The organism is Ellagibacter isourolithinifaciens (assembly GCF_008831035.1).
In the GTDB taxonomy this organism is placed as follows: Bacteria; Actinomycetota; Coriobacteriia; order Coriobacteriales; family Eggerthellaceae; genus Ellagibacter; species Ellagibacter isourolithinifaciens.
Genome location: NZ_WAJR01000006.1, coordinates 1 through 24,583 on the forward strand (window position 1 = coordinate 1; position 24,583 = coordinate 24,583).

General features: G+C 57.6%; 28 protein-coding genes and 2 tRNA genes. 14 read left to right on the plus strand and 16 right to left on the minus strand.

The features are described from left to right. Positions 1–219: 219 nt before the first annotated feature. The 6 genes from F8C90_RS03630 to F8C90_RS03655 all read right to left on the minus strand — a co-directional run bounded on the left by F8C90_RS03630 (position 220) and on the right by F8C90_RS03655 (position 5,021). Positions 220–1,332: an IS1249 family transposase gene (locus tag F8C90_RS03630; RefSeq protein WP_158049097.1), complete on the minus strand. Its 1,113-nt coding sequence runs from the start codon at positions 1,330–1,332 to the stop codon at positions 220–222. A 477-nt stretch (positions 1,333–1,809) separates the two neighbouring features. After that, positions 1,810–2,019: a hypothetical protein gene (locus F8C90_RS10895; RefSeq protein ID WP_170264528.1), complete on the minus strand. Its 210-nt coding sequence runs from the start codon at positions 2,017–2,019 to the stop codon at positions 1,810–1,812. Positions 2,020–2,093: 74 nt separating this feature from the next. Then, positions 2,094–2,759, minus strand: coding sequence for a hypothetical protein (locus F8C90_RS03640; RefSeq protein ID WP_158049098.1), 666 nt, complete (start codon positions 2,757–2,759; stop codon positions 2,094–2,096). Positions 2,760–2,815: 56 nt separating this feature from the next. Beyond that, complete coding sequence (locus F8C90_RS03645) at positions 2,816–3,382, minus strand: hypothetical protein (RefSeq protein WP_158049099.1); 567 nt, start codon at positions 3,380–3,382, stop codon at positions 2,816–2,818. Next, complete coding sequence (locus F8C90_RS03650) at positions 3,379–4,599, minus strand: relaxase/mobilization nuclease domain-containing protein (protein WP_158049100.1); 1,221 nt, start codon at positions 4,597–4,599, stop codon at positions 3,379–3,381. The genes F8C90_RS03645 and F8C90_RS03650 overlap by 4 nt, the downstream gene beginning before the upstream one ends. After that, positions 4,599–5,021 (minus strand): CopG family transcriptional regulator, encoded by a 423-nt coding sequence (locus tag F8C90_RS03655; protein WP_158049101.1) that lies wholly within the window; start codon positions 5,019–5,021, stop codon positions 4,599–4,601. Before F8C90_RS03655 ends, F8C90_RS03650 begins: the two co-directional genes overlap by 1 nt. A gap of 613 nt (positions 5,022–5,634) precedes the next feature. On the opposite strand from F8C90_RS03655, the gene F8C90_RS03660 reads away from it, so the two are divergent. Both F8C90_RS03660 and F8C90_RS03665 read left to right on the plus strand, forming a co-directional pair. Further along, complete coding sequence (locus F8C90_RS03660; protein WP_158049102.1) at positions 5,635–6,006, plus strand: helix-turn-helix domain-containing protein; 372 nt, start codon at positions 5,635–5,637, stop codon at positions 6,004–6,006. A 177-nt stretch (positions 6,007–6,183) separates the two neighbouring features. Next, entirely contained in the window at positions 6,184–6,516 is a 333-nt protein-coding gene (locus tag F8C90_RS03665) for a DUF1648 domain-containing protein (protein ID WP_281350317.1), read from the plus strand. A 109-nt stretch (positions 6,517–6,625) separates the two neighbouring features. Here the strand turns inward: F8C90_RS03665 and F8C90_RS03670 are convergent, their stop codons facing one another. Beyond that, positions 6,626–7,003: a hypothetical protein gene (locus F8C90_RS03670; protein ID WP_158049104.1), complete on the minus strand. Its 378-nt coding sequence runs from the start codon at positions 7,001–7,003 to the stop codon at positions 6,626–6,628. A 373-nt stretch (positions 7,004–7,376) separates the two neighbouring features. Between F8C90_RS03670 and F8C90_RS03675 the strand changes: the two genes are divergently transcribed. From F8C90_RS03675 to F8C90_RS03690, 4 genes are read left to right on the plus strand one after another with little or no spacing between them, the layout of a single operon-like run. Next, the gene (locus tag F8C90_RS03675) at positions 7,377–8,456 is read left to right on the plus strand and encodes a tyrosine-type recombinase/integrase (RefSeq protein WP_158049105.1); all 1,080 of its coding nucleotides are present in this window, start codon (positions 7,377–7,379) and stop codon (positions 8,454–8,456) included. Then, positions 8,441–9,865 carry a tyrosine-type recombinase/integrase gene (locus F8C90_RS03680; protein WP_158049106.1) on the plus strand — a complete coding sequence of 475 codons (1,425 nt, stop codon included), beginning with the start codon at positions 8,441–8,443 and terminating at the stop codon, positions 9,863–9,865. Before F8C90_RS03675 ends, F8C90_RS03680 begins: the two co-directional genes overlap by 16 nt. Next, positions 9,866–11,365 (plus strand): tyrosine-type recombinase/integrase, encoded by a 1,500-nt coding sequence (locus F8C90_RS03685; RefSeq protein ID WP_158049107.1) that lies wholly within the window; start codon positions 9,866–9,868, stop codon positions 11,363–11,365. Then, complete coding sequence (locus F8C90_RS03690; RefSeq protein WP_158049108.1) at positions 11,355–11,783, plus strand: DUF6262 family protein; 429 nt, start codon at positions 11,355–11,357, stop codon at positions 11,781–11,783. Before F8C90_RS03685 ends, F8C90_RS03690 begins: the two co-directional genes overlap by 11 nt. Before the next feature lie 60 nt (positions 11,784–11,843). Here the strand turns inward: F8C90_RS03690 and F8C90_RS03695 are convergent, their stop codons facing one another. From F8C90_RS03695 to F8C90_RS03715, 5 genes are all read right to left on the minus strand, one after another. Beyond that, complete coding sequence (locus F8C90_RS03695) at positions 11,844–12,197, minus strand: YraN family protein (protein WP_158049109.1); 354 nt, start codon at positions 12,195–12,197, stop codon at positions 11,844–11,846. A 322-nt stretch (positions 12,198–12,519) separates the two neighbouring features. Beyond that, complete coding sequence (locus F8C90_RS03700; protein ID WP_158049110.1) at positions 12,520–12,888, minus strand: hypothetical protein; 369 nt, start codon at positions 12,886–12,888, stop codon at positions 12,520–12,522. A 78-nt stretch (positions 12,889–12,966) separates the two neighbouring features. Then, positions 12,967–13,629: a hypothetical protein gene (locus tag F8C90_RS03705; RefSeq protein ID WP_158049111.1), complete on the minus strand. Its 663-nt coding sequence runs from the start codon at positions 13,627–13,629 to the stop codon at positions 12,967–12,969. 360 nt (positions 13,630–13,989) lie between these two features. Next, a complete protein-coding gene (locus tag F8C90_RS03710; RefSeq protein WP_343030123.1) occupies positions 13,990–14,229 on the minus strand; it encodes a hypothetical protein in 240 nt (79 codons plus the stop codon). A 45-nt stretch (positions 14,230–14,274) separates the two neighbouring features. Beyond that, positions 14,275–15,549: a DNA polymerase Y family protein gene (locus F8C90_RS03715; RefSeq protein ID WP_158049113.1), complete on the minus strand. Its 1,275-nt coding sequence runs from the start codon at positions 15,547–15,549 to the stop codon at positions 14,275–14,277. Positions 15,550–15,816: 267 nt separating this feature from the next. On the opposite strand from F8C90_RS03715, the gene F8C90_RS03720 reads away from it, so the two are divergent. Continuing rightward, positions 15,817–16,233, plus strand: coding sequence for a helix-turn-helix domain-containing protein (locus tag F8C90_RS03720; RefSeq protein WP_158049114.1), 417 nt, complete (start codon positions 15,817–15,819; stop codon positions 16,231–16,233). Positions 16,234–16,280: 47 nt separating this feature from the next. Here F8C90_RS03720 and F8C90_RS03725 read toward each other — a convergent pair whose 3' ends face one another. The 4 genes from F8C90_RS03725 to F8C90_RS03740 form a co-directional block, all read right to left on the minus strand. Continuing rightward, positions 16,281–16,493: a hypothetical protein gene (locus F8C90_RS03725; protein WP_118350005.1), complete on the minus strand. Its 213-nt coding sequence runs from the start codon at positions 16,491–16,493 to the stop codon at positions 16,281–16,283. Positions 16,494–16,756: 263 nt separating this feature from the next. After that, on the minus strand, positions 16,757–17,950 hold the full coding sequence (locus F8C90_RS03730) for a helix-turn-helix domain-containing protein (RefSeq protein WP_158049115.1): 1,194 nt from the start codon (positions 17,948–17,950) through the stop codon (positions 16,757–16,759). Next, a complete protein-coding gene (locus tag F8C90_RS03735; protein ID WP_246155771.1) occupies positions 17,940–18,959 on the minus strand; it encodes a ParB/RepB/Spo0J family partition protein in 1,020 nt (339 codons plus the stop codon). Before F8C90_RS03735 ends, F8C90_RS03730 begins: the two co-directional genes overlap by 11 nt. Further along, entirely contained in the window at positions 18,892–19,677 is a 786-nt protein-coding gene (locus F8C90_RS03740; RefSeq protein ID WP_158049116.1) for a ParA family protein, read from the minus strand. Before F8C90_RS03740 ends, F8C90_RS03735 begins: the two co-directional genes overlap by 68 nt. Before the next feature lie 569 nt (positions 19,678–20,246). Between F8C90_RS03740 and F8C90_RS03745 the strand changes: the two genes are divergently transcribed. The 7 genes from F8C90_RS03745 to F8C90_RS03775 all read left to right on the plus strand — a co-directional run bounded on the left by F8C90_RS03745 (position 20,247) and on the right by F8C90_RS03775 (position 24,440). Beyond that, on the plus strand, positions 20,247–20,651 hold the full coding sequence (locus F8C90_RS03745; protein ID WP_170264529.1) for a YkgJ family cysteine cluster protein: 405 nt from the start codon (positions 20,247–20,249) through the stop codon (positions 20,649–20,651). Positions 20,652–20,751: 100 nt separating this feature from the next. After that, the gene (gene purE, locus F8C90_RS03750) at positions 20,752–21,216 is read left to right on the plus strand and encodes a 5-(carboxyamino)imidazole ribonucleotide mutase (RefSeq protein ID WP_158049118.1); all 465 of its coding nucleotides are present in this window, start codon (positions 20,752–20,754) and stop codon (positions 21,214–21,216) included. A gap of 177 nt (positions 21,217–21,393) precedes the next feature. After that, a complete protein-coding gene (locus F8C90_RS03755; RefSeq protein WP_170264530.1) occupies positions 21,394–22,572 on the plus strand; it encodes a SurA N-terminal domain-containing protein in 1,179 nt (392 codons plus the stop codon). Between the two features lie 65 nt (positions 22,573–22,637). Beyond that, positions 22,638–23,408 (plus strand): ABC transporter ATP-binding protein, encoded by a 771-nt coding sequence (locus tag F8C90_RS03760; RefSeq protein ID WP_246155772.1) that lies wholly within the window; start codon positions 22,638–22,640, stop codon positions 23,406–23,408. 134 nt (positions 23,409–23,542) lie between these two features. Then, a tRNA-Ser gene (locus F8C90_RS03765) sits at positions 23,543–23,634 on the plus strand. A gap of 61 nt (positions 23,635–23,695) precedes the next feature. After that, positions 23,696–23,788: transfer RNA gene (locus tag F8C90_RS03770), tRNA-Ser, on the plus strand. Between the two features lie 112 nt (positions 23,789–23,900). After that, positions 23,901–24,440, plus strand: coding sequence for a hypothetical protein (locus tag F8C90_RS03775; protein ID WP_158049121.1), 540 nt, complete (start codon positions 23,901–23,903; stop codon positions 24,438–24,440). Positions 24,441–24,583: the final 143 nt, after the last annotated feature.

Genomic DNA, 24,583 nt, shown 5'->3' on the forward strand with positions numbered 1-24,583 from the left:
TATCCATATGCGGTTATTGCCTTTCCACGAATCCTAACTTCAGCAATTAAGATTCTAGGCGATAACCGCTTCCTGCTTTCTACGGACAGGGAAGCGGCCCCTTACACCAACATTCGGCACGCGATCAAAAGCGGCGGCTAAAGGAGGTAGCCGCCATGAAGCACATACCCTATCGACAAAATCGGGTTAAGGCTCAAAAAGTGTGCTCCTGGCAATTATTCACCGCCTGTGTTCAGTAGGCATATGGAACTCGTTCCAGACGATCCCCGATCCGTATTCCTCGGGTGCTCCGTCATCTCGCTTGTGCTCGTTTGAAGCCGATGCGAACAGCCCATCCACCTGATCATCTGTCGGCATGACGTGCAGGATCTCAGATGCAGGAAGCGGTGATTCGGTGTGCATGTAGCACCACCAGAAGATCGCCTTGATTCGCCTGATCGCAGAGAGTCCTCGATGCATCCGGAGCATCTCGCGAAGACGCGCGTTGATGGCGCCCTCGATCATGTTGTTGGTCGAGTCCCACACGCCACCCCGCTCCTCTGCCATCTCCACGAATGTGAAGAGCTCCCCTGACTGGACGAGCTTGTTCAAGGCGCGCCTCGCCTTCCGGAGCCTCTCATGCACGTACTGCTTCCTGCCATCCTTTATCGTGAACTCACACAAGAAGCGCTCCCACTTGGCGCACCATGTCGCATAGTCAGCGAGCCACGCAGCGGCGCTGTCTGCATCCTTTGCCTTGAGCAGCCTTTTGGCGAGCGAATAGAGCTCGACTCCCGCATCCAGCTTGGGGCGGCTTGTGGTGCATCTTCTCACCTGGCAAAAGGCATGGAAGGTGCAGCGCTGGATGCGGGTGGCAGGCCACACCGCTCGTGCTGCCTTCCCGAAGCCAGGCGCTCCATCTGTCACCGCCATGGCAGGGGCTGGCATCCTCACCATGAGGGCCGCCCATGCGCTCGCGCATTCCGTCTCGGCCAGATGCCACGCGAGCACATGGTCTTTGGTGCAGGCTATGAGCACGACCGCATCCCGTCCGATCCAGATGCCATCCAAGAAGACGACATCACAGATCTCCCCGGTGCAGGGAGCAATGGGCCATATCTCCCAGAACTCTCTCGTCGCTCTCTTGAACGTAGAGCGCGAGCATCCCATGTCGGACTGAGTCTGCTTGGAGAGAAGCCAGCGCAGGAACATATCAAGGCGCTTGGCCCGCGAGTCTATCCTCCTCACGGAAGATGACCCGCACTTGCCACATCGCCACCTCTGTCTGCCTGATGAGGTGGTCCCGTTCTTGCGCATGGCACGCCCACACAGATCGCATCTTGGATTATTCACGCGGATTTCCTGTCTCAAGGCAACTTCTCTTGCGAAAAAGCTTGCCTGAGCAGGCGTGTCAATGCTTAATCGAGCACACTTTTTGAGCCAGTGAAAAGTTGGCGCGACACAACTTGAAGCATCGATCTATCAGTTCTGACCTCGCGATTGTTCGTCAAAAAGAGCACACTTTTTGAGCCTTAACCCACAAAATCCGACGGTCATTGACTTATCAAAAAAAGCCCGACCACCGTCGGGAACCTCTCCACCCTTGAATATGAACTGTCTAATCATCTAAATACTACTTACAATACCTATACGCCTGTCCGGGCTTTTCGGACAGGCGTATTTTGCTGCTCAAAAAATTTTTTGAAAAAAATCCGAAAATCTTCGGCGTTTTTTTCAAAAGGCAGTATTGCCCCGCGAAAAGGGGGAAGCACCACCAACTTTCCAACGAGAAAGGGGGTGAGAATGTGGAACCTAATCGCAGGGAGTCGATTAAAAGAATAAGTATTCTTTACGCCATTCTTCAGGCATGGCTATTGCAATCGCTTTGATGCTGTTTGACATGGCCTCAGCAAGCATATGACACATGGGATATTCGGATGAGTCGTCCCGAACATGCCAAAGTGCTTGCTGAACTCCTACAAGGTGAAACAAATTGATGTCGAGAGAGTCTTGAAGGCATAGTTCTTCTTCTGGTGTCACGTCTGTCTCCTTTGCTATTTATAGGCATTACGCCATAAATGCTCCAGCTAGCTGTCCCAAACAAAAGCTCTTTCTCACTCCCAATGACCACCCACAACCTTGGTCTCCCAATGTCCCTCTTCCTTATGATTCACAGTGTTGTAGCCGGTGATTTTCTGACGGGTTTCACTATGATGCCCAGATCCTTCACCGGCCTTCATGTGTTCTTTTGCATGGGCGGAGGTATTGCCGGTGATGTCGGTTCCGCAGATGTTGCAGACGGAGACCTCTACCGTGCCGTAGATGGGAACGTTCTCAGTCCAAGCCTCTTTGTCGATGACCCAGACGCGCTCCGTTTCCTCCACCCAGGTCTTCTGTGAGGTGTTCTGGGACGGAGCTGTGGAGTTGTCTTTTGATTTGGCCGTAGATCCTCGACGTTGCGAATCCTCGGCAGAACCCTGGGAATATGCAGCTTCATCATGGCCTGCTGCTTCGTCGCTGGGTACACTCTCGGCCTTTTCCACCTCTGCGCCGTCATCCACCTCCTGGCCAATAGGTTCTGTTTCGGGTTCTAGCAAGCCAACGTCCTCAACCACACCACCAGCCGCATCAGCGACTGCCTGGTTCGCACCTATTCCCCCAACGCTGGCGATGCCTGAACAGGATACGAGTCCGATGCCCAGAACAAGCGCTAACCCGATTACGGCGCAGATTATCGCGAGCTTTCCACTTTTACTCACAGCCATTTCTCTGATTGCCATCTGCCTCACCTTCCTACATGAAGCGGAATACCGCTTTGATAAGCCAACGCACGAAGCTACCAACCAACTTCATCAACGTCGCCCCAATCCATCTCGTCTCCTCTGTCTCTTTCGGCTTGTGCCTTCGCGTGTGCCCTCACGCACGCGGCGACCGTCTCCCTGTCCACACCCGGAATATCCGGGGACTCTTCCCCGCTTATTGCCTGCATGTATTCGTAGAGCTCTGCTATCCGCGCATGCAGTCCGGCAGAGGATGTCCCCATGCATTCGTAAGCTGCCTCGTCAAAGCTCTGGAGGTCTATCAGGTGGCCGAGTACCCGCTTGATGATCGCCTCGCCATCGACCACCACGAGCTCCACATGCTCAAGCTCCTCGGCCGAGGATAGGAGGAAGCGCCATCCCTTCGTTCGCCTTGCGACCGGGATTTCGCCGTCTTCATCCTCGTGTTCGCCGCATGCCTGATAGCTGTGGGCGGCAAGCCAGAGTCCTCCCTCTCCCATGGTGTCAAAGCGGACCTCGAAATTCGTGAGCATGTTGGCCTTGCCAAGGGGGAGGCCTGCCGTGAATGTGGATGTGTCGAACACGTCGAGCCGCTGGTCGTCATAGGTGATCTTCACTATCATCTGTCACCTCTTTCTCTCGCCCTTGCGCGCTCTGCTTCCTGTTCGCGAACTCGCTGGCTAGAACCCTGGTTTCCGCGCATTCTCGTCGCTGCGGCAGGCGTACCGCCATCGTGCTGCATAAGGCCTTTCTCCGTTGCGTAGGATCGAGCCTCAATAAGCCTCCTGTAGCCCTCGCTACCCTCGTTTCCGCGACGCTGCAGGGTCGAGAGCCTCCGATCGAAATCGTCTAGGCTCCTCACATTGAACTTCGCGCATGTTTCCAACACGGCGGAGAGCCTTGAGAGGTCGGCGAGGTCGTTCAGCGCCACAGCGCTTGCGGCCCTCTGGCGGATCTGGGCGGCGGTGCGAGCTTCGGGGATGTACGCCCCTTGGCGCGCGAAGCGGTTGCGCAGCATCTGCTTCCCGTAGGTGAAGCCGAGGCGCTCTCCCGACACGCGCCTGGTCGGATCATCGGCCAGCGCGAATATCCAATCGTCGCGGCGTGCCTTCTCGGAGTTATCCTCAACCGAGATGCCGAGCTTAGCAAGGGCGGTCCTGAACTCGCCCTCGGTTCTGGAGGTGTTCTTCGCAAGGGCGACCCGCGCCCTGATGTCGCCAACCCACGAGTAGCCGCCCGAGCGTATGATCTCCCTCTCTGCGCGTCCGAAGTAGACTGCCTGGCGGCTTCTCGGCCCAGACTCCCGCTCCTTGCTACCCCGCTTCGGCATGACGTTGGAAAGACCCGACAGGCCCATCTCCCGCGCCATGTCTTGAAGCTCTTGGTTAAGAGACTCCGGTTTGCTTATGTGGCAGCGGTAGCCGGTCTTGAGATTCGCGTTGTTGACGACGACGTGTGCATGCGGGATTCCCCTCTCATTGTCATCGTGGTAGACGATAGCCACCTCGAAGTCCTTGAAGTGCCTTTCCGCCCAAGCACGGGAAAGACGGCGCAGCGCATCCAAATCGATGCCGTCTCCAGGGTCGGGCGAGATTACGAAATGCTCGAACGTCCTGGCATCCAGGCCGCGCCATGGGGCGTTCGTCCCGTAGGCTTCGCGCGTCCTGTCCATCTCGACGTCCCAATCGACGAAGATCGAATGCTCGCCAGGCGCTTCGCCGACCCATTCCTCCATGGGGAGGTTCATCACGTCCCGCGCAAGCGCCCGGTTTCCCTTCTCAAGGTATCGGCGTATGCCAGCCGTTCCCCCGTGCCCCGCTATGGCCTTCAGGATCGGCATCACCGCGCCTCGACGATCATCTTGTCCTGGAGCTTCGCGATCTCGTAGACGATGCGCTCCGCATTGCGGTTCACAGCGGCGAGCTCAACTTCGATGCATTCCGCCTTTGCGTCCAGAAGCCGAGAATCGTTCTTTCCATGCGCGATGTAGTAGTTGATGGAGTTCATCGCATGCACCGCTTGGTTATAGTGGTAGCCCCAGCGGGTGAGCTCGCGCGAGATGTCACGGATCGACCTCTTGTCCAGGACGACGCATGGCGCGGATTCCCCGGTTGCCTCATCGCAGACAATCGGGATGCGGATGAGGTAGCGAAGGTACATTGACTTGGAGAGCTCGGCCTTGCGGCAGCGCTCCACCAGCTTCTGGTAATCGTTTTCGGCAAGCCGAAAGCTCAGTGTCCGAACTTTGTTGGTTTTGCTCATCGTTTCCTCCTGACGTGTTTGTCTTTTCCTAGGGGCGCGGGGGATCCCCCGCCAGCTTGTGCCCATTCGGCTCTGAGCCGGATGTCGACAAGCTGCGCTCCCCGGGATTCATCGGAGCCGAGCCCGCAAATTGCTCGGCGACATAACTGCTCGAACGCATCCCGGGGACAAGTTGCATGGCGCGATGAATCGAAGATGTAATACGCCATGCGATACTTGCTGGATTCGGCGTCTAAGCGCCTATGGCATCCAAGTTTGGTATTTATCCTGGGAATTGCATTCGGGGCGCTTAGCCGCCGTGCTGGAGGAAGGGAGTTGGGACTCATGTGCGAGCATGGGATCGCCTCGTTTCTTGCGTCTTCACCGCACCTCCGGATGGTGGAATGAGATGCGGTCTGGTTTGTATTACATTCCCATTGTACACCAAAACCGTACAGAATCGTACTGTTATACATTTGAAGCATTCAAGGGATTTTGCTGTAGCGTCATCTCTTTTCCAAATGACAAAGCTGGTTGACACATTTCCAACCTTTGTTGGTTGAGCGCCAACCGACATCCTCGATACATTCGACTCGTCGTTGAAGCCTTAGAATGAATAAAGGAGTGATTAAGCATGAATTTCAACGAGAAGCTAATAGAGCTCAGGAAATCCAAACACCTTTCCCAGGAGGAGTTAGGGCACGAGATAGGTGTGTCTCGCCAGACGGTATCAAAATGGGAGTCCGGACAGTCATACCCTGATTTCCAGCGGCTGGTGCTCTTGAGCGACTACTATGGTCTAACACTGCACGAACTCGTGCATGATCTTGACGTGCAAGACGTTCGAGACAAGAACCTTAGCGCGGAACGGCTGAATTCCATCTACAACGATGTCGGGTTTGCAAAGAAATGTGTGAAGTGGTGGATCATAATCGTGGGTATTGCTGTGGGAATCGTGCTTCTACTCATCCTCTATTTCTTCGTCAACGTGTTATTCGTTTGGTGAGGCGAATTCGTTTGGGGTTGGGATAAGCTCCTGAGCTATTTGATGGTTTACACTACTCCTATGGGTGGAGTGCCTTATTCCGTTTTGGCCGACCCCTCAACACGTTAGCCAACTTAGCGGAAAGGCTACCTCTCGTTGGATCGGAAGCACTTGCCCATAGTCGTCTTTTGGATAGCGATGATCGCTCTGCCCATCTTGAGCAGCATAGTAGCCATCATGCAGTTACCCCAAGACGCCCAAATCCCGATGCACTGGAATGCGCAGGGTCAAGTTGACCGTTTCGGCTCACCATGGGACATGCTGCCCGTCTCTTTCATCATGGCGGCCTGTAATTCTCTGTTGGCGGTTTCTTACGTCTTCATCGACAAGCTTTTCGATTATGGGCTCGTCCATGGCATCAGCCGGAAAGCCTCCCGTCCGTTCCTCTGTGGCACAGCAGTGGTTTTGCTACTCATATGGGTGGGCATATTGATCTTTTGGCTCTATCAAATTGGCAACACGCCAATCTAGCGATCTGAGTGTGTCATTTCTGTCTTGAAAAGAAGGTCAGGAGTGATTGGTCAGAATGATCAACCACTCCTGGATCATTTGACTTCAGAAATCATTAGGAGGATGAGCCCTACCACCAGGCGTGGTAGAAGAGCTCGTCGCCGTCCTGGAGCGCATCGCAAACCTGGCGGATGATTTCGAGGGTGTCGTCAACATCCATGAAGTAGTCGTCATTGTATTCGCTGCTCCCGAAGAAGAATCCCTCCTGGCGCGGCAGCAGCACCGGCGCGCTCTCGGGGTTCGCCTTAACGAGCTGGCACGTGATCCCGAGCGACATCAGCTGTTCGAAGCTCACGGGGTAGAGCTCGCAGTTCTCAAGCTCGCCGTAAGCCACGTTGCGCTCGAACCAGCCGTGGATGTGGTTGGCCTTGCGCCAGTAAGCGACCATCTCGCCTTGTTCGTCTCGGGCGGCGGCGCTGCGCTTCGTCAGATACATATCGAGTCCCATGATGATGATCCTTTCTGATGGTTGGCGGATTGTTCCCCGAAGGCCGCCGAGCCCATCGACCCGGCGGCGCATGCGGGATTCCTCAAGAGGAGGAAAGGAGGTCGGTTATTCCTCCTCCGGGATATCGCTGCAGGACATCACGTTGATGTGATATCTGTAGGTTGTTTTGTTCATGACGTTCACCTTATCTTTCTGATTCATATGCCCAGCTCAGGGCATGCTTCAAACGTGTTTTTATTAATACTTTCGAGCGGTGGCTCCCGCTCTTATCTTCTAGATTGTGTCCGAGGCGCAAGGCCGCGGTCACCCAGCTCCAACCTGGGCAAACGGACGGGCCAGCGTCGAAGACACCCGTACGACAGGAAGGAGCAACATGGAGTTGCACACAGTCGCCGTGCACGGAAGCCCGCGCGTCATCCTCTTGGACGACCGCATGGCCCCCGTGCGGCCCGTCTTCAGGTACCTCGAGTTCCTGAGGCTGAAGAACCGGGCACCCAGCACTCTCGCGTCCTACGCCCAGGACCTCAAAACCTACTGGGTCTTCCTTTCCCAGAAGGGCTACGCCTACGACGAGGCAACCCCCGCCACCATCAACGAGTACAAGGCCTATTTGCAGTCAAATGACCCCGACGCCCTCGTCCTCTACCTGGAGAGCGTGCGCTGCGGGTCGACCATCAACAGGATGCTCAGCACGCTCAAGGGCTTCTACGGCTGGTGCGAGCTACTGGGGGCCGTCGAACTCAACCCCGTTCTCTCCCAGGCGGTGGCTATGCCGCCCGGCATGCACAAGGGCATGCTCCACCACGCTCGCAGAGACAGCAGGACCGTCCAGGGCGTCTTCAAGGTCAAAGAGAGCCCCAGGCGCGTCCGCATCGTCACCGACGAGGAGATGTCCGCCATACTGGACGCCGCCAATAGCGAACGCGACAAGCTCCTGCTCTCACTGCTGTACATGACCGGCGCCAGGATCCAGGAGGCCCTCGACCTCCAGATCGGCTCCATACCCATTCCCGACCAGTTCGCCCCCGTCTCCGTTGTAGAAAACATCAAGTCAAAGGGGAAGCGGCGCGACCTGTACGTCCCGCTCAGGTGCCTGGAGCTCATCGACGCCTACATAATCGGCGGGAGAGCCGACATCGCTACCGACCACGACTTCCTGTTCGTGGCCGACCACGGGCCGTGGCGCGGGCGCAAGCTTACCTACAACGCCGCCTACGACTCCCTGACCCGCATACGCGAGAAGACGGGCATATCGTTCGGCTTCCACGATCTGAGGCACACGTTCAACACGAACCTAGCCGAGGCGGGCGTCGACGTTGCGGTGAGGCAGCTCCTCTTGGGGCATGCCCACGCGTCCACCACCGATCGCTACACCCACCTCTCCAGCAAGCGCGCCTGCGAGGCGTTGGAATCCTACTGGGAGAGGAGCGTGATGTCATGCCCGCAGAGCTGACCCCCTCGAGGACCAGGCCGAGGAGCGGCCAATGGGTTCTCGTCGAGACGAGGCAGGAATCCGCGTCCTGCGGCAAGAGGTTCGGGTTCACCCTTGACCAGCTGCCCGACCAGGTCAGGCGCGCCGTCGGAGACTATGCATGGGCGTGTTACACGGCCAGGACCGTGAGCGCGAGAAGCGTAGCCACTCACTGCAGGAACGCCCGCTACTTCGCAGACTACCTGAAGTTGAGCGGCGTCGACGACCTGCGCGACCTAACCCCCCAGCTAATGGATGGCTTCCGCTCCTACCTTGCGTCCGCGATTTCCTACAGGGAGGGCAGGCCCCTGGGCTACAGGAGCCAATACAGTATATTCAAGGACATCAGGAGCATCGTCTGCTGGCTCCAGGTGAACAGGCCCGAGAGCATCGCGCAGACGGCCCTGTACGAGGGAGGCGAGTACCTCGGAATAAACCAGCCGACAGACATCGCCTATCTATCCGACGACGTCGTCTCCCAGGTCAACGCGGCACTGCCAAACGAAGACAACGAGATACTGCGCAACGCCATCCTCATCCTGGAGAGCACGGGCATGCGCGCCAGCGAGCTCGAGAACCTCAAGGTCGACTGCGTGAGGAAACACCCCGTAAACGGCCACATGATCGAGTGGTTCGACCTCAAGAACGGCGTCCAGAGGAAGCCGATCCCGGCGTCCCCGCAGTGCGTCGCGGCCGTCTCCCGGATCACCGAGCTGACCGAGGAGGCCCGCAGGGAGATGCCGGAGAAGGACCGTGGCTTCCTGATGGTCTTCAAGGACCCCCACCGCTCGTACGCATGCAAGCGCATACGATCCCATCTCGTGAGGGCCTGGCTCAAGAAGTTCGCGGAGAGGCACGAGATCAGGGAGCAAGACGGCAGCATCGCCAGCCTCACCGTTCACTCCTTCAGACGCACGCTCGCCACCGACATGGTTTCCAAGGGTGTCGACCTAGTCGTCGTGAAGGAGGTTATGGGCCACGCCTTCGCCTCCACCACCAAGGGCTACTACGCCAAAGTGAAGGACCCCGCCATGGCGAAGGCCTTCTCCGGGCTGCGGCCGGTGGGCGCGAGGCCGACCGATGCCCTGACGGTGGAAGAGCGTGCGTGGCTCGCCGAGAACGGCGACACGAAGGCCCTCCTCTCGGATGGGTACTGCGCGAAGCCGTTTAGCGACGGCGAGGTCTGCAGCAGGCTCATGCGGTCAGGCCAATGCCTAACCTGCGCGAGGTTCGTTACCACGCCGGAGTTTCTGGATGCCCACAGGGAGCGGTTGGCCGGCATCAGGGCCGACATGGAAGCGGGCGCCGCCTACGGCGAGCACTACCGCCAGCACCTCCAGGCGACAGCCGATCTGCTAGAGGCCCTGATAAGGCAACTGGAGGCGATGTAGATGGAAGCCATCGCAATTGACATCCTGGCGGTGCAGAAGAACGAGCGAGCCGAGACCGAGTGGAACCCGGAGGTCGGGAGATCGCGGTTTCGCGACGACGTATGGGACCTGACGGACCTTACGCCCGACTGGGTCCAAGACCATCGCAGGAAGATAGACTTCACCGCCGTTGCCGAGCCCGGGCTCCGGGAAGTATGGCGGCACTACGCCTACTGGAAGCTCGGACGCGTCAAGGCATCGACCGTAACGTCGATGAGGAGCAACATCTTGAGACTCTTCGGATACTGCACCGTGATGGGTGCGGATAGGCTATCGGACCTCGACGAGCAGGACATACTTGGCCTGCCCCTCTGGCTTTCCTCCTGCGGAATCGAGCCAGCCACCCAGGTTCACGTTCTCCAAGTGGCAGACGAGATCATAAGAATCGGCCAGTTGCGGGGCTGGGACGTTCCCGAAAGCGTCAACATGGCCGCAGTAAAGGCCCGGCCCGAGTGGCCAAAGGGGGACCCGCCCCACAAGAAGACCAAGGTGATACCGGACGACACCATGGAGCGCGTCCTCGAGTGCGCCCTCATGGAGGAAGACACGATAAACAAATCCTTGATAATCATCCTCAGCCAGACAGGGCTAAGAGCCAGCGAGGTCGTCACGATAGAGAGGGGCTGCATAGAGCAGGCGCCCGCCGGTATGCACACCATGGAGGTGTTGATCTCAAAGACCGTCAAGCAGGGCCCAACTCCGCACAGGATACTGGTCAACAGCCTTGTCGTCGACGCGGTGAGGGAGCTCGAGAAGCGAAATCCCGCTTCCGAGGGCCCGCTGTTCGTGCGTCCCGTCAGGGGCAAGGTAAAGAGAATGACGGCGTCCGACGTCGCGAACAGGTTGAAGAGCTTCTGCCTGCGCTGGTCGATAACCGATGCCGACGGCAAGCCCGCCATACACCCCCACATGTTCAGGACCACGTTCGTGCGGTCGCTGGTCATGCAGGGCATCCCTCTGGCGTTCATCATGGAACACTACGCCCACGTCTCCATAGACATGACGGCGCACTACCTTCAGCTCAGCCGAGAGGACCTGCGCAGCGCATGGGGCAAAGCGATACTGTCGCCCGACTCCACGATTGCCGGCAAGCGGGCGAAGCAGATAAGGGCCGCGGTGGCCAAAGAGCTCAAGGCCAGGGCCGAGGAGAGCGTCGAGGACGTCATTGCCTCCCTTGCGGACTCCATGAGCTTTAACCCGCTGCCGACGGGCGTTTGCCTATACGACCTGCGCCGCGGCCCCTGCTCGAAGGGCGAGAGCTGCTTTTTCTACAATTGCCCGAACTACGTGACCGAGAAGCGCTTCTACCCCGTCCTCAAGCGAGAACTCGACCTCATCGAAGAGGAGATGTCTCGCCTGAAGGCGCTGGGGCGGGAACGCGAATGGCAACGCCAGTACGCGAAGCGCGCTCATCTTGAGCCCCTCGTCAGAGATTTGGAGGAGCAGATCGATGAGCAATAGAAACACCGAGGGCATCAGGGCGCACGCTGCATCGAGGGCCGAAGAGACCAGGGCCAGAGCCGAAGCCGCCATAGAGACCCTCAAAGGTCGTGGCGAGAGGATAACCTTTGCCGCCGTTGCCAGGGAGTCGGGCCTGAGCAGGTCGTCTTTGTACAGCAATGATTATGTCAAGGTGCGTATCCAGAGTCTTAAGGCACTCGAAGCCGCCCCCGACCGAGCATCAGAGAAATCCCGAGGAGACGGTTCACGGCGGCTGACCGAGCTCGCGGACAGAGTCAGAGAGCTGGAGGAGCAGAAGCTGATGCTCGTGGCTCAGCTGGCCGAGATGGAGCTTCTCAGGATGGAGAACGAGGAGCTCAAGCGAGTTGCGAAATCGAGGTCGACTCCACAGGCCCCGAATGTGACCATAATGCGCTAGGGTGGCACGTGCTGGACGCTTTCGAGCGTCCAGCACGTGTTTGCGCAAATGGCAAACGTCTTAGACACATGAACCCCAAGCGTTGACGTGGTGCCTGATGAGCGCTCTGTCCGGGCTTATGAGGAGCAGGCCGATGCGGTCGAAGCGGATGGCGCAGTCGGCATGGTCGCGGTTGTCCTTCAGCCAGCTGATTGCGAAGCCTTCGAGCTCCTCTTGGTTCACGTGCTCCGGCGGGAACGAGTCTGAGTTCCTGCGGGCTGCGACGGATACGAAAACGAGGGCGTCTTCGTCTTGCGCCACAATGCTCACGGGTGAGTCGATGTCGTCCTCCCAGGGTTGCTCGACGATCTCGTAGCCACGGCGGTTAAGGTACGCCGCTGCTGCCTGGTTCGACTTCTCGATGAATTCTTTCATGATGACCTCCTGGTTGCCTTAGGCTCGGCCCTTTGCCTTGCCTTGTGACACGGGAGGGCGCACGGGTTCGCGTGCTTTGCAAGGGGGGAAGCGAAGCGGCGTGTCGAAGACCGATTCCCGCCGTGCTAGTTTTCGCATTTGTTTTCAGGGATTGCGAGAGTGCCTCTTCCATGAAAAGAAATGGGAAAAGTATCGCGGCCCTTGCCAAAGCTCTGAGCGGTTCCGTGCGAGCGTGCGTGTGATAAGGCAGGAAAGGGCGAGGCGCGCAGGAGGGCATCGGGGGAATCTCGATAGTGCCAGGCGCGCCCCGCCAGCGATGCGGTTACACGATTTCGATGGCGACCGACGGCTCGACGTGCACTGCGAGCTCTTCGTTGTTGCAAGACGCCCGGAACTCGATATCGTCCCAGCTCTCGCCGATGCGGCAGAACTCGTAGGGAAGCCCGCACTCGTTGATCTCGTTGAGCGCGTCTGCGACGTTGTCCACATCTGCGAGAAGGCCCTCGTACCACTTTATGTAGTCCCAGCCGAAGACCACGCATCCGTCGCTCTCCTCGAAGAAATCCGGCTTGCGACGAGAACCCATGAGGGGAGATGTCCCCGAGCCTTCGCTGAGTGCATCCACGCGCTTGCACATTTGGTCGTAGCCCTCGCAGGTCGTGGCTATCTTCACTTCGCTTCTGTATCCCATGTTCGCGATCCTTTCTGACGGTGTCGTATGCGGAGAGGCGGCTGCCAGCCCGCGTGGGGCTGGCAGCGAGAAGGCCGATCACTCGCGGGGAGCTATCCGGCAGGTGTCCGAGTCAATGTAGTTGTTGCTGTTCCACGAGTAATCGCCGTCGTGCTCGTAGCGATTCACGAATGGAGCGCCTTTGAGGCTCCTGGGCGCGTCGTCAGCGCCGAAGCCGACGACCTCGAAAAGTTTGTATCCGGATTCGTACTCGCGCATCCAGACCTTGTCGCCCAAGCGAACCTCGGAGGTGGGAATCTCGGGAGCATCGAGGAAGTCGCCGAGCCTCAAGCCCTCGGGCATCGCCTCGTCGAAGGCGTGGAGCATCTCGTTGAATTTGTGCCAGTCTTCCTCTTCGGAAGGCTCGAAGGAGCGCATCCCGATGGGGTTCCAGTCCGAGTCGTACTCCGTTCGCAGGTGGTCGGCGATGCGCCAGCCCTCGATGACGTAGACGCCGTTGTCTCCGGGGTCCATCTGCCGGTCCGTGGTGTAGGAACCGATGCCGAGGGACAAGGAGCCACCGAAGAAGTTCCCCATCACTTGGCACATGCGCGCCCAGCCGTAGCAGTCCTGGCTCGGAGGGCGGTAGCCTTGAAGCTCGCAGTATTTGAGAAGCGGCGCAACCGTGTCTCGGCCGCCGTTCCAGTGCAGGTACAGCCCTATCTTTCGCTCCTTCGTGGTGATGACTGCCCGATTTCCCATGATGACCTCCTAGTTTTTCGGCGGTCGCCCTGTGCCACCGCCTCGTGATCCGGGGCCGTGCGCGGGTTCCGCCTGCGGTGCAAGGAGCAAAGCGGGCTTCTTCGCAAAGGGCGCATGCCCGCAACCTGCACGAGAGGCTTGCGAAGGGGAATCTGCTTGTGCGGGTTTTGCGCAGGAAGGACGCGCCTTGCGGCGCATTCGGCGGGTTCCGCGCGAGAGTGCCTGGATGAGAGGCGGGGCTGGGCGAAAGCTTTCTGAGGGCATCTTGCGAAGCGGCAGCATCTCGACGATGGCGATGCACGGAATCTCCTGGCGCTCTGCTTGGGGAGTGCGGATGCTTACTTCTTGAGTTCTGCGATGTCAGGCAGGCGGCGCGTCGGGCACGATTTCTTCGACGAACCAGCGCGGATCCTCGTAGTAGAGGTAGGTGACGTTGCTGCCGATGCGAACGGTGTAGCAGATTCCGTCCCCTCCCACCTTGCGAGATGAGGCGCGGCGTGCGGACTTCACCTCATCGATGGGGTATGTCTTGCCGTCGTACCACTGGATGGACAGCGGGCGCACATGGCCGTCCTCGTCCATGCGAGCGGTGACGCTCACGTATCGCTTGACCCTTCCGGATATGCCTTGGACCACAGCCATCGCCTACCTCAAGAACCCGATTGGGTGGACGGTGTTGTCGCGCTTGATGTCGAGGCCGGACATGACGTCGTCGGTGAGCTCGACGGCCCGCTTGACGCACGTGTTCCCGAAGCGGACGCGCAATGCGTCGATGGCGAGGTCGAGCCGCTCCATTCGCACGACCTCCGCAGCGTCCCCGAATAGGTCGCACTGCACGGGTGCATCCATGGGCACGAGGTTGGTGACGCGCACGTGGATCGCCCTCAGGGCGTGATCCTTGTCGAAGGTCTGGTTGGCGCGAAGAAGCCCCATGGCGAAATTGGCGACGTCCTTTGTAAGGCATGTCGGCACGCGAACCGTGGTCTGCCTCGAATAGCCTGTCAGGTCGCGTGCCCAACGGGCACCGACCGAGATGGTGCGGCAGCGTAAGCGGGACTCGCGAAGCCTCTGCGCGACGGATTCCGAGAGAAGCCAGACGAGCGCTTTCACGTCCGATTCGCACTCAAGGTCGTGCGGGGCGGTGAGACCGTTCCCGATGCCCTTCACCACGTAGTCCACGTCGGCTTTGGCCGGATCCATCACCTTCACGGGGCTTGTGTCCTCGCCTCTAGCGAAGGCTCGCAACATGGGGCCGATCTTGCCGAACCGCTTGGTCAAGAAGTAATCCTCCGCGTGTGCCAGGTCCCCTATGGTCTCGTATCCGGCGGAATGAAGCTTCCGCATCGTTGCGGGACCGACGTAGATCATCTCCGATGCCGCCATGGGCCATGCGAAAGCCCTGTAGTTATCTCTTGTGATGGCGATGATCCCGTCGCCCGGATCGGTGTCGCTGCCGAGCTTGGCGAACACCTTGTTCCAGGAAACGCCGACAGAAACCGTGAGCCCGAGTTCGGATTTCACGCGCTCGGATATCTCCTTGGCAACGAGCATCGCGTCGCCTCCGAACAGCGGGAGCGATCCCGTTACGTCGATCCAAGATTCGTCCAGGCCGAAGGGCTCAACCCTGTCTGTGTAATCGTAGTAGATCATGCGTGCGAGCTTTGAGTATCTCTTGTACGCTGTGTAGTTCGGCGGCACGACGATAAGATCGGGGCATTTCTGTCTCGCCTGCCATATGGCCTCAGCGGTCTTCACGCCAGCAGCCTTGGCCTCGCGAGACTTTGCGAGAATGATGCCGTTTCTCTTTTTCGGGTCGCCTGCGACCGCGACCGCCTTGCCGCGCAGCGACGGATCGAGATGCTGCGCGACAGACGCATAGAAGGCATTCATGTCTATGTGCATGATGATGCGATCGCGCATGGCACCTCCTTATAATGGGAACATATGTTCGATTATGGATTAGACAATAATGCATCCAGATCGAGATTTCGTCAATCGAACAAACTGTGGTTTTCTGGCAGATGCCTCCGATGGCAGACCACTTTCCAAGCTGTGGCGCGAGATGGTAATCCAGGAATCCTTCTTGAAGCGTCCGAGAGTTCTGTCCATACGTGATTTGCCCAGCATTACAGTACGAATCTGTACGATAATGATTGCAGTGATAAAGTCGAGCGATTGAGAACATGCATGGCAACCACCGGCGAGAACATAAGGCGATATCGAAAGGCGCACGGCTTGAGCGCGGCGCGACTTGGCGAGATGGTCGGCTTGACCGAGAGCGCGATCCTCCACTACGAAAGAGGGATAAGAACGCCCGGCGAAAGCCAGCTGGAGAAGATCGCCCATGCCCTCGACGTGTCGCCGAGGATGCTCGAAGACCACAAGATAGAAAGCGCGAGGGACTTAGTGGGAGCACTGCTCCAGCTCGAAGACGAGTTCGGACTCGTTCCCGACATGTGCGACGGCGGCCTCTGGATCGACCCGAAAGCAAAGAACGCCCAGAAAACCGTCGAGGCGATAGGCGCATGGGGCGAGATCCGTCACCGCTTGATAACGGGCGAGATCACCCAGGAGGAATACAACGCCTGGAAGAGGAAGTTCTAAGAGAAGAGAAACCGAGCAGCTTGGTTTGAGGCTACTCGGCTAAGCGATCAAACTTCCTGAAAAGCGCTATTTAGGTCTTTGGCGCAGCTTTCAAGGATGCTTCTTATGGCTGCCAGCTCCGACGATGTGACGGTACCGTCATCCCCGGCCTTCTCCTCCAGCAAAAGGAGCAATGAGGCTGCACCTTCTATCTTCTCGGCTGACTCGACCACGGCGTTGACCGCACTGGCGGATATTGAATAGTCTTTCTCGGTTGCCATCTAGTTGAACCCTTTTCTTCCCTCCAACCATTGGAAAAGATGGTAGCCGTTGTCCTCAAAAAGAGAGGCATCCACCTCAGTTGTCACGCTGTTGGGAAATGTACACCAAATACCCAATACGGCAGATGCCCCTCTGTCCGGTATTTGGTGTACGTATTCAATTAGCGTGACCTATCAATTATATTCCCGATTGGTCTGCCGATGCGCTTCGGGTGCACCAAGCGACACGGAATGCATGGCTATACGGAAGCCGAAAACATCGATTAATCACTATCCGAACACTTCTCATTGAATAGCTCGAAGAGCTTCAGGTACCTCTCGTATCGTTCTCTGCACTTTGCCAGGCATCGCTGGAATTGCCTGTCTTTGTCGCATGCTGCATCCAGCTCCTCTTGCGAAGGCCGCTCTTCCGTCTCGGCGATCATGAGCGAAAGCACGACGCAGCGGGCGCTTTTGAGCTTGTTCCAGAGAGGCGCGAAATCCGGGTCGGCATCGGCAAGCTCCTCCATGGTGAGCGGCTTGCCGTCATGCCCAAGCAGGCTCGGCGGTATCGGCTCGTCAGCAAAAGCTTCGAGACCGCCCTCTCCTTCGAGCCAGCGAATGAGGTTCTTCGCAAGCTTCTTGTCGTCTGCATTTCTCATCCAGTATGCCTTCGCGTAGGCGTCGTAAGCGTGGATTATCTGCTCTGGAGTGTAGCCGTCTGCAACCTTTCGCTTCCATGCCTCAAAGCAATCGCGTTTGAACTTGAGCGAGGAGACCGGCTTGATGGACATCTCGCACAGCTCCTCGAAAGGCTCCGTGAACTCTCCCTTCCTGAAAGCTGTAAAATCGCCCTTCTCCTCTTTGCGGTCTGACTCTGGCTCGGCTTTGGGGGGACAAGAGAGGGGTTTATCTTCATCAGTTCGTTTATCGGATAAGTAATTTATTGGATCTGATTTCCCAGATATGGTTTTCCCAGATACGGGATTTCCAGATACGGGATTTCCCGTTCTGGTGCTGACCTGGTCATTCTTGGGGTCATCTTTATCCATAACAGGAAGAGTGTTCTTCCATTCCACTTCCACGTTGCTGGCGGGGTCGTGCTTGAATTCGGAGAGGATCGCGTATCCTTCTTCCTTCAATTCGGTAGCAACGCTCGCATACATAGCCGGGTCATCGAGCGTGATCCATGTGGCCTCTTCGGCCTTGAGGAAGCGCCCGTTCTCGCTTCGCCGCCTCGCTCTGATTATGTAACCAGCGCCCTCCAACTCCTTGAGCCCGGCTGTCACGGCATCCACTCCATCCTTAACGAGCGTTGCGAAGCCGCGAATGGTGAAGACCCATTCTGGGTTGTTCTCAAGTGAGCGAATCTGACAGTAGATTCCCTTAGCCTTGAGGCTCAGGGTGTGATCGAAGAAGACCGTGTTCTCGACGTGGGTAAACGATCCTTTCCCACGGTGCATCATGTTACCCATCATGCACCTCTTCCTCGGCCAGGCAGTCGCGCTTTGTCTCGGCTGCTTCAAGTAGCTCCAAGGCTTTGATGATGCGCGCGTTCATCTCCATATTGCTCATGCCTTCTTTGAAGAAGCGCGAGATGCTCTTCCTTGGGATCTTGAACTGCTCAACCTGATTGGGCTTTTCCTCTTCCATAATGGAGTGGACAAGCGCTGACGTTAGGGTTCCTTCTTCCGAGTAGCGGCGCATCTTGACTGCTTGGGCATGGGACGGCGTGCAGGCTTGAGAGCCGATCGCTTCGAGGAGCCATTGCTGCTCGTCCTTTTTGAGGTAGCTGATTGCTATCGCTGGCTGCATCTTCATGCGCCCCTCATCCACGAGAGCAAGCAGTTCCGGTATGAGATTGGTAAGGCGAATGTAGCGCCGGATCATATCCTTGCTAACGCCCAGCTCTTCAGCCAAGATATCTCTCGACTTCCTGCCGCCCGACTTGTGCGCAAGTTGCGCACAAGTTCGGTCGCTGCGGAAACCTTGTCGCTTCATGGCTTCAAGGCGCATCGAATAAGCGAATGCCCGTTCGCTCGGCAGGATGGTCTCCCTTTGCAGATTAGAATCCACCATTTCGATGACGGCCTCATCGTCGGTGAGGTCTTTGATGATGCACGGCACATCGACCAGCCCCGCTATTTCAGCCGCATGCTTTCTCCTGTGGCCGCTTATGAGTTCGAACGTTCCATCGCTTGCGGCACGCACGGTCAGGGGTGACAGGATGCCGTGTTCCTGGATGCTCTCTACAAGCTGTTCCATGTCCTGGTCGTCGCGCACGCCAAAGGGATGGTTGGGGAACGGGACGATTGAGGCAACAGGCAGTAGCTGGACGACGCTACTTCCCTTCGAGTCTCGCTCGACCTGCGAGGTGAAGAGCTCGTCTACTGACGGAAGGCTAATGTTCACTTTCTTCTTAACCATTGCAGACCACCTCATCCGCAAGGCTGGTGAAGGCGGTCGCAACTTTGCCCCGTTTGTCATAAGCGAAGATGCTTACGCCGACGGCAGGCGTTTCTGCGGCTGATACGGCCCGGGGGATGATTGAATCGAATACGCGGTAGGCATTGCCGTATTGGTTGCGGATGGTCTGTTCCACCTCGCGAGCAAGGTTGTTTCTGGTGTCGAAGAGCGTGATCAGTATCCCTTCGACATCAAGAGAGGGGTTGATCTGCCGCTTGACCCTGTTGATGGTCTTCAGGAGTTCGGTCATCGCGGATGCTGGCAGGAACTCAGCCGAGACCGGAATGAGCACGCTATCTGATGCGACGAACGCATTCACGGGCAAAATACCGAGCGTCGGCGCGCAATCGATAAGGACGTAATCGTAGCTATCCTTGATGCAGGAAAGCCAGGTGTTGAGAATCTGCTCGCGTGACATCGCCATGAAGATACCCATCTCCATGCTGGCAAGATCGATGTTGGCAGGCATTAGGTCGATGCCCTCTTTGTGGCTGAGTATTCCTTCCCTGGCCTGCAGATCTATGCCGTCAATCACCGCCTGGATATGATTGGCAACGGTGATCTCTAAAGAATCGGGGTTTGACCAGCCGAGCGATTTGGTCAGATCTCCTTGGGGATCCGTGTCCACCAGCAACACGCGCTTATCGAGTTTTGCCAAGGCAATGCCGAGACTGAGCGTTGTGGCGGTCTTTCCTGTCCCTCCTTTTTGATTCGCTACCGCTATTGTTTTGCACGTCATGATGCGCCTCCATTCCTGTGGCATGTGCCACGTCGTGGAGGTCAGACAACCCATTCAATGAATGTGCGAATGAACCGTACGTTTCGCAAATACTGGAAGCGTACTGGAAAATTCGGGGTTGCAGAAATCGAGAAGGAAATCGAAGACGTTCAGAGGTTTCTAAAAAGCATGTTCTGAACTGGGGATTTAGCGAATGCACATTTCACGTGTTTCGCAATGCTTCACCGTGATACCAGCTTGGGAAGCTCGGGCCTTACCACTTGGCGACACCCGCATCAGGTTTCGGATTATACCCTAAGCATCCGAAAAGGGATAGAAGGTTTTCCGGAAGGCTCCATATTCTACGTGTTTCCTGCGCTGAAGAGGCGGGCCGCGCTTTACTTTTGTCCTTGGGGCGCCCTTTCCCCTTCCCTTGTGCTTCTTGCGACTTCGTGGCTTTCTCCTCTCGTTTCCCTGCGTTTCCGGGCCGCTTGTCGATGCTGCGACAACGAAATACTTGCATAGCGCAACGAGCGCTATCATCGAACAAAAGACGAGTCCCATTCGTGAGTTCCATCAGAAGGCAAGCCATGAAAATCACCCCGAACGACGAGCCGTTGCGCTTCGACGGCGATAATAGTTACCCCGATTGCACTTGCTGCGGACAGTGCTGTGGGCTGAACGTGCTGGCCATCACGCCCGAAGAGCTCGACGCCATGCACGAGTGCATCGAACGCAAACACGTGCACCCGATCGACCGCAAAGGCGAGCGCTGCCCGCTGCAGTCCCCTGAAGGCGGCTGCATGATCTGGGAGGCGCGCCCGCAGGTATGTCGCCTGTTCAACTGCCATGTTCCGCGTATAGAAATCCTCAAGCAGAACCCTTCGATCGTCGTTCCCGAGGACATTCCCCTGCTTGATTTGACGGAGGAGTTCGTGCGCGGGCGCTCCGGCTACGAGGCCATAGCCCGCTTGATGCGCACGGCCGCGAGCTAGCTTTGCGCAGACTCCGCGTTATCGCCCTCTCCTTCGCGATCGATTGCGCGCCGCGCGTATACTGAAAAGGCAAATTAGCGGACGCGTGAAAGGTCTTGACATGGCAGACGAAAAGCCCGTTGTGGGCATTATCATGGGCAGCAAATCCGACATGCCGGCGATGGAGCCGTGCATGCAGCAGCTCGATGAATTCGGAATCTCCTATGAGGTGAAAGTAGCGAGCGCCCATCGAAAGCCGCTCGAAGTGCACGAATGGGCGTCAACGGCACACGAGCGCGGAATCAAGGTGATCATCGCGGCAGCGGGCAAGGCCGCGCACCTCGGTGGCGTCGTTGCGGCCTACACGCCCGACCCCGTCATTGCCGTGCCCATGAAGACAAGCGATCTGGGCGGTCTTGATTCCCTTCTTTCCATGGTGCAGATGCCCTCCGGCGTGCCGGTTGCCTGTGTCGCCATCAACGGCGCAAAGAACGCCGCCATCCTCGCCGTGCAGATGCTCGGCACCAATTGCGATGGCTGCCGCCAGAAAATCATCGACTTCAAGGCGGCCATGGCCGAGGCGTAGCTCTTCGCGTCACGTGTTGCGTTCTGTGAAACATAAGTGGGCAAATTGTGCGACCTTATGTTTCCAAATATTCCTATGCGAAAATACTTCGCGGCATTACATCTCGTGCGGAATCGACGTCTCATGTGCGACTTTGCTTGCCGCTGCCGCACGTTTTCATGTAAAGGGAAGGGTTTCATGAAAGCTTCTACAATCGCTAAAACCGTTTGCGCGGTGAGCCTGTCCGCTTTGTGCGTGGTCGGCATTACGGCGTGCTCGGGTAATTCAACGTCGGGATCGAAGGGTGTCGGAGGCGTGGCGGCGACCGTCAACGGTGCCGAAATCCAAGAGGAAGAGGTTACGGCCTCCGTCGAAAGCATTCGCTCCCAGATGTCTTTGACCGACGAGGACGCGTGGGGCGAGTGGATGGTCAAATACGACTACACCCCCGAAAAGGTGCGCGAGGAAGTCATCGATTCCCTCGTGACCAAGCAGTTGATTATCCAGGGCGCCGAGGAGAAGGGCGTCACAGTGAGCGATGACGAGGTGCAGTCCTACGTCGACCAGATGAAGCAGAACTACGCGAGCGACGACAAGTGGAACGAGGCGCTCCAGGCGGTCGGCATGACCGAGGACGAGTACAAGAGCAACATCAAGACCTCCCTTCTGCAGCAGGGCCTCATGAAGTCCTTCGAGGGCGACGATCCTTCTGACGAGGACGTTCTCTCTTATGCCCAGACTTACATTTCCAGCTTCGATGGCGCGAAGCGTTCTTCCCATATCCTCTTCGACGCCGACGACACGGAAACGGCGCAGAGCGTGCTCGACCAGATTAATGCTGGAACGCTCGATTTCGCCGAGGCTGCAAAGACCTACTCCAAGGACGGCTCTGCCCAAAACGGCGGCGATGTGGGCTGGGATAAGCTCAACTCGTTTGTGAGCGAATACACCGCAGGCCTTGCCGATCTCTCGAAGGGCCAGGTAAGCGGCCTTGTCACGAGCAGCTACGGCATCCATATCATCAAGTGCACCGACGAGTTCCACGCTCCTGATGAGCTGACGAGCCTCGATCAGCTGCCCTCCGAGTTCGTCGAGCAGTTCAGAAGCTCGCTCAAGTCCTCGAACCAGTCGAAGGCCTACCAGCAGTGGCTCTCAGATGCGAAGGACAACGCCGACATCGAGATCAAGGACATGCCGAGCGGGCTGCCCTACGACCTCGATATGTCGAAGTATCAAAGCGATGACTCCTCCGATAGCTCCTCCACCGATGGGAGCAGCGGCTCCGCCGACAACGAGGTGAGCGCAACTGACGCTTCTTCCACTTCGAGCGATACTGCTTCGGACAGCGGTGACTCCGAGACCAAGAAGGCAGCATAAACCACATGGCTGACAGTCAGTTCGAGGGAGGGTGCGAAGCGGATTCGCGCCCTCCCTTTCTTTGCTTGAACAATGCAATCGTGAAACGGTCGGGTAAAACTATCTTGCACGTCGGCTCCTTCGAGCTTGCCGAGGGGGAGAGCATGGCGCTGCTCGGCCCGAACGGTGCTGGCAAGTCGACCTTCATCAAGCTGATCACGCGTGAGATTCTCCCGCTTTACCAGGACGAGCCGCCAGTGCTTTTCCGCGGGAACGCGCGTGCGACGCTCGAGGACGTGAAGAAGAGCCTCGGCATTGTGTCATCGACGATGCAGGATCAGATCACGGTGCACATGCCCGCTATCGAGGTGGTCGCGGGCGGTCTGTACGGTTCGCTCGGCGTGCCGAAACGGGTGAACGCGAGTGAGGACGACTATGCGCGCTGCCGAAAAACGATGGCGACGCTTGGTGTCGAGTCGATTGCAGATCGCGACGTGATGACGCTGTCCACAGGGCAGGCGAGGCGCGTGTTGTTTGCGCGCGCTCTCGTTCACGACCCCGACGTCGTTGTGCTCGATGAGCCGTGCACGGGTCTTGATCCGCAGGGGATGCACTACGTGCGCCGCTCCATGCGCGCGATCGCGCAATCTGGGCGCGCGATCCTGCTGGTCACCCACTATGCCGAGGATATCATTCCCGAAATCGAGCGGCTGCTTTTGATCAAGGATGGATCGGTGCATGCGGACGGGTCGAAAGAGGAGCTCCTGTGCGATGAGGCCATGTCCTCGCTGTTCGATGTTCCGATGAGCGTTGCCGAGGTGACGCCTGGCCATTACTCGCTGACAAGCGAGTACTAAACGCGAACGCCCTGGTAGAGTGCGCGTTTTCGTTTTGATCCGCCGCAGCGGGCGGGTTTGCGAGTTTTTGAAAAATATCCTTGTGGACAGACAGGGTCTTATGTATAATATTTAGCTGCTGCAATTGGCAAAACGGAGAGATGTCCGAGCTGGCCGAAGGAGCACGATTGGAAATCGTGTATGCCCCAAAAGGGTATCTGGGGTTCGAATCCCCATCTCTCCGCCAGAAAAAGTAACGCGCTTCGGCGCGTTTCACATATCAGGGGCACAAGCCCCACACCCCATGCGGAGGGGTGGCAGAGTGGTTGAATGCGGCGGTCTCGAAAACCGTTTTGCCCGCAACCCGGGTAACGAGGGTTCGAATCCCTCCTCCTCCGCCACGAACCGACAAGCCCTCGCAATCGCGGGGGCTTTTTCTGTGCTCCCCTCCCCAAAGCGAATACGGTGGACTACACTGTGACAATCGATTATCGAAAGCAAAGGAGCGACCTTATGGCCGATCGCACTGTTGAAAACTCATCTGAGGAAGTCCCCGAGATTCCGGAGATGCTCGAAAACGTGCTTCTGTTCGCGCTCGACGAGGCGAAGGAGAAGATGGAGGAGGGCGCTGAGCTCGTTCCGTTCACGACGCTCGTCGTCAAGGAGAACCTGTTCATCGAGTCGCATCCAGGCGATTCCTCCGAGGAATGCTACAACCTCGCGCAGCATACGGTGGAAGGCGCACGCGGCGCAGACGCGTATGCGTTCTGCTATGACGGCTACGTCGAGACCGACGATGGCACGAAAGACGTTATCATCGCGGAAGGCGGCGTGCCGGGCGCGGAGGACGGCTATGCGGTTGGCTACCTTTATACCGTCGATGATGAGGGTGGCTACACCTTCGAGGAAGAGGCTGCCTACATCGGCGAGGCTCCGAACTTTATGGCGAAGCTCAAGAGCGGGGTCGACTACGGTGAGGACGAGATCGACGAGAAGTATCTGACGGAAGTCGACGAGGATCCTTCGGCGGGAATCGACACCGACGGAGAATAAATCCTCCTCTTAGATTGAATTTCTGCGAGAGCCTCGTGCAAATGCACGGGGCTTTCGTTTTCGTTTTGGGAGAACTCGCATCGAAATTCGGGAAGGAATCGGGAAGGATTCTGCCAGGTTTACATGCTAGGATGCCCCCAAAA

Coding starts and splice junctions, on each gene's coding strand:
- F8C90_RS03640 (WP_158049098.1), bottom strand. CDS start 2,759: ATGGCAATCAGAGAAATGGCTGTGAGTAAAAGTGGAAAGCTCGCGATA.
- F8C90_RS03645 (WP_158049099.1), bottom strand. CDS start 3,382: ATGATAGTGAAGATCACCTATGACGACCAGCGGCTCGACGTGTTCGAC.
- F8C90_RS03650 (WP_158049100.1), bottom strand. CDS start 4,599: ATGCCGATCCTGAAGGCCATAGCGGGGCACGGGGGAACGGCTGGCATA.
- F8C90_RS03655 (WP_158049101.1), bottom strand. CDS start 5,021: ATGAGCAAAACCAACAAAGTTCGGACACTGAGCTTTCGGCTTGCCGAA.
- F8C90_RS03660 (WP_158049102.1), top strand. CDS start 5,635: ATGAATTTCAACGAGAAGCTAATAGAGCTCAGGAAATCCAAACACCTT.
- F8C90_RS03665 (WP_281350317.1), top strand. CDS start 6,184: ATGATCGCTCTGCCCATCTTGAGCAGCATAGTAGCCATCATGCAGTTA.
- F8C90_RS03670 (WP_158049104.1), bottom strand. CDS start 7,003: ATGGGACTCGATATGTATCTGACGAAGCGCAGCGCCGCCGCCCGAGAC.
- F8C90_RS03675 (WP_158049105.1), top strand. CDS start 7,377: ATGGAGTTGCACACAGTCGCCGTGCACGGAAGCCCGCGCGTCATCCTC.
- F8C90_RS03680 (WP_158049106.1), top strand. CDS start 8,441: ATGCCCGCAGAGCTGACCCCCTCGAGGACCAGGCCGAGGAGCGGCCAA.
- F8C90_RS03685 (WP_158049107.1), top strand. CDS start 9,866: ATGGAAGCCATCGCAATTGACATCCTGGCGGTGCAGAAGAACGAGCGA.
- F8C90_RS03690 (WP_158049108.1), top strand. CDS start 11,355: ATGAGCAATAGAAACACCGAGGGCATCAGGGCGCACGCTGCATCGAGG.
- F8C90_RS03695 (WP_158049109.1), bottom strand. CDS start 12,197: ATGAAAGAATTCATCGAGAAGTCGAACCAGGCAGCAGCGGCGTACCTT.
- F8C90_RS03700 (WP_158049110.1), bottom strand. CDS start 12,888: ATGGGATACAGAAGCGAAGTGAAGATAGCCACGACCTGCGAGGGCTAC.
- F8C90_RS03705 (WP_158049111.1), bottom strand. CDS start 13,629: ATGGGAAATCGGGCAGTCATCACCACGAAGGAGCGAAAGATAGGGCTG.
- F8C90_RS03715 (WP_158049113.1), bottom strand. CDS start 15,549: ATGCGCGATCGCATCATCATGCACATAGACATGAATGCCTTCTATGCG.
- F8C90_RS03720 (WP_158049114.1), top strand. CDS start 15,817: ATGGCAACCACCGGCGAGAACATAAGGCGATATCGAAAGGCGCACGGC.
- F8C90_RS03725 (WP_118350005.1), bottom strand. CDS start 16,493: ATGGCAACCGAGAAAGACTATTCAATATCCGCCAGTGCGGTCAACGCC.
- F8C90_RS03730 (WP_158049115.1), bottom strand. CDS start 17,950: ATGATGGGTAACATGATGCACCGTGGGAAAGGATCGTTTACCCACGTC.
- F8C90_RS03735 (WP_246155771.1), bottom strand. CDS start 18,959: ATGACAAACGGGGCAAAGTTGCGACCGCCTTCACCAGCCTTGCGGATG.
- F8C90_RS03740 (WP_158049116.1), bottom strand. CDS start 19,677: ATGACGTGCAAAACAATAGCGGTAGCGAATCAAAAAGGAGGGACAGGA.
- F8C90_RS03745 (WP_170264529.1), top strand. CDS start 20,247: ATGAAAATCACCCCGAACGACGAGCCGTTGCGCTTCGACGGCGATAAT.
- purE (WP_158049118.1), top strand. CDS start 20,752: ATGGCAGACGAAAAGCCCGTTGTGGGCATTATCATGGGCAGCAAATCC.
- F8C90_RS03755 (WP_170264530.1), top strand. CDS start 21,394: ATGAAAGCTTCTACAATCGCTAAAACCGTTTGCGCGGTGAGCCTGTCC.
- F8C90_RS03775 (WP_158049121.1), top strand. CDS start 23,901: ATGGCCGATCGCACTGTTGAAAACTCATCTGAGGAAGTCCCCGAGATT.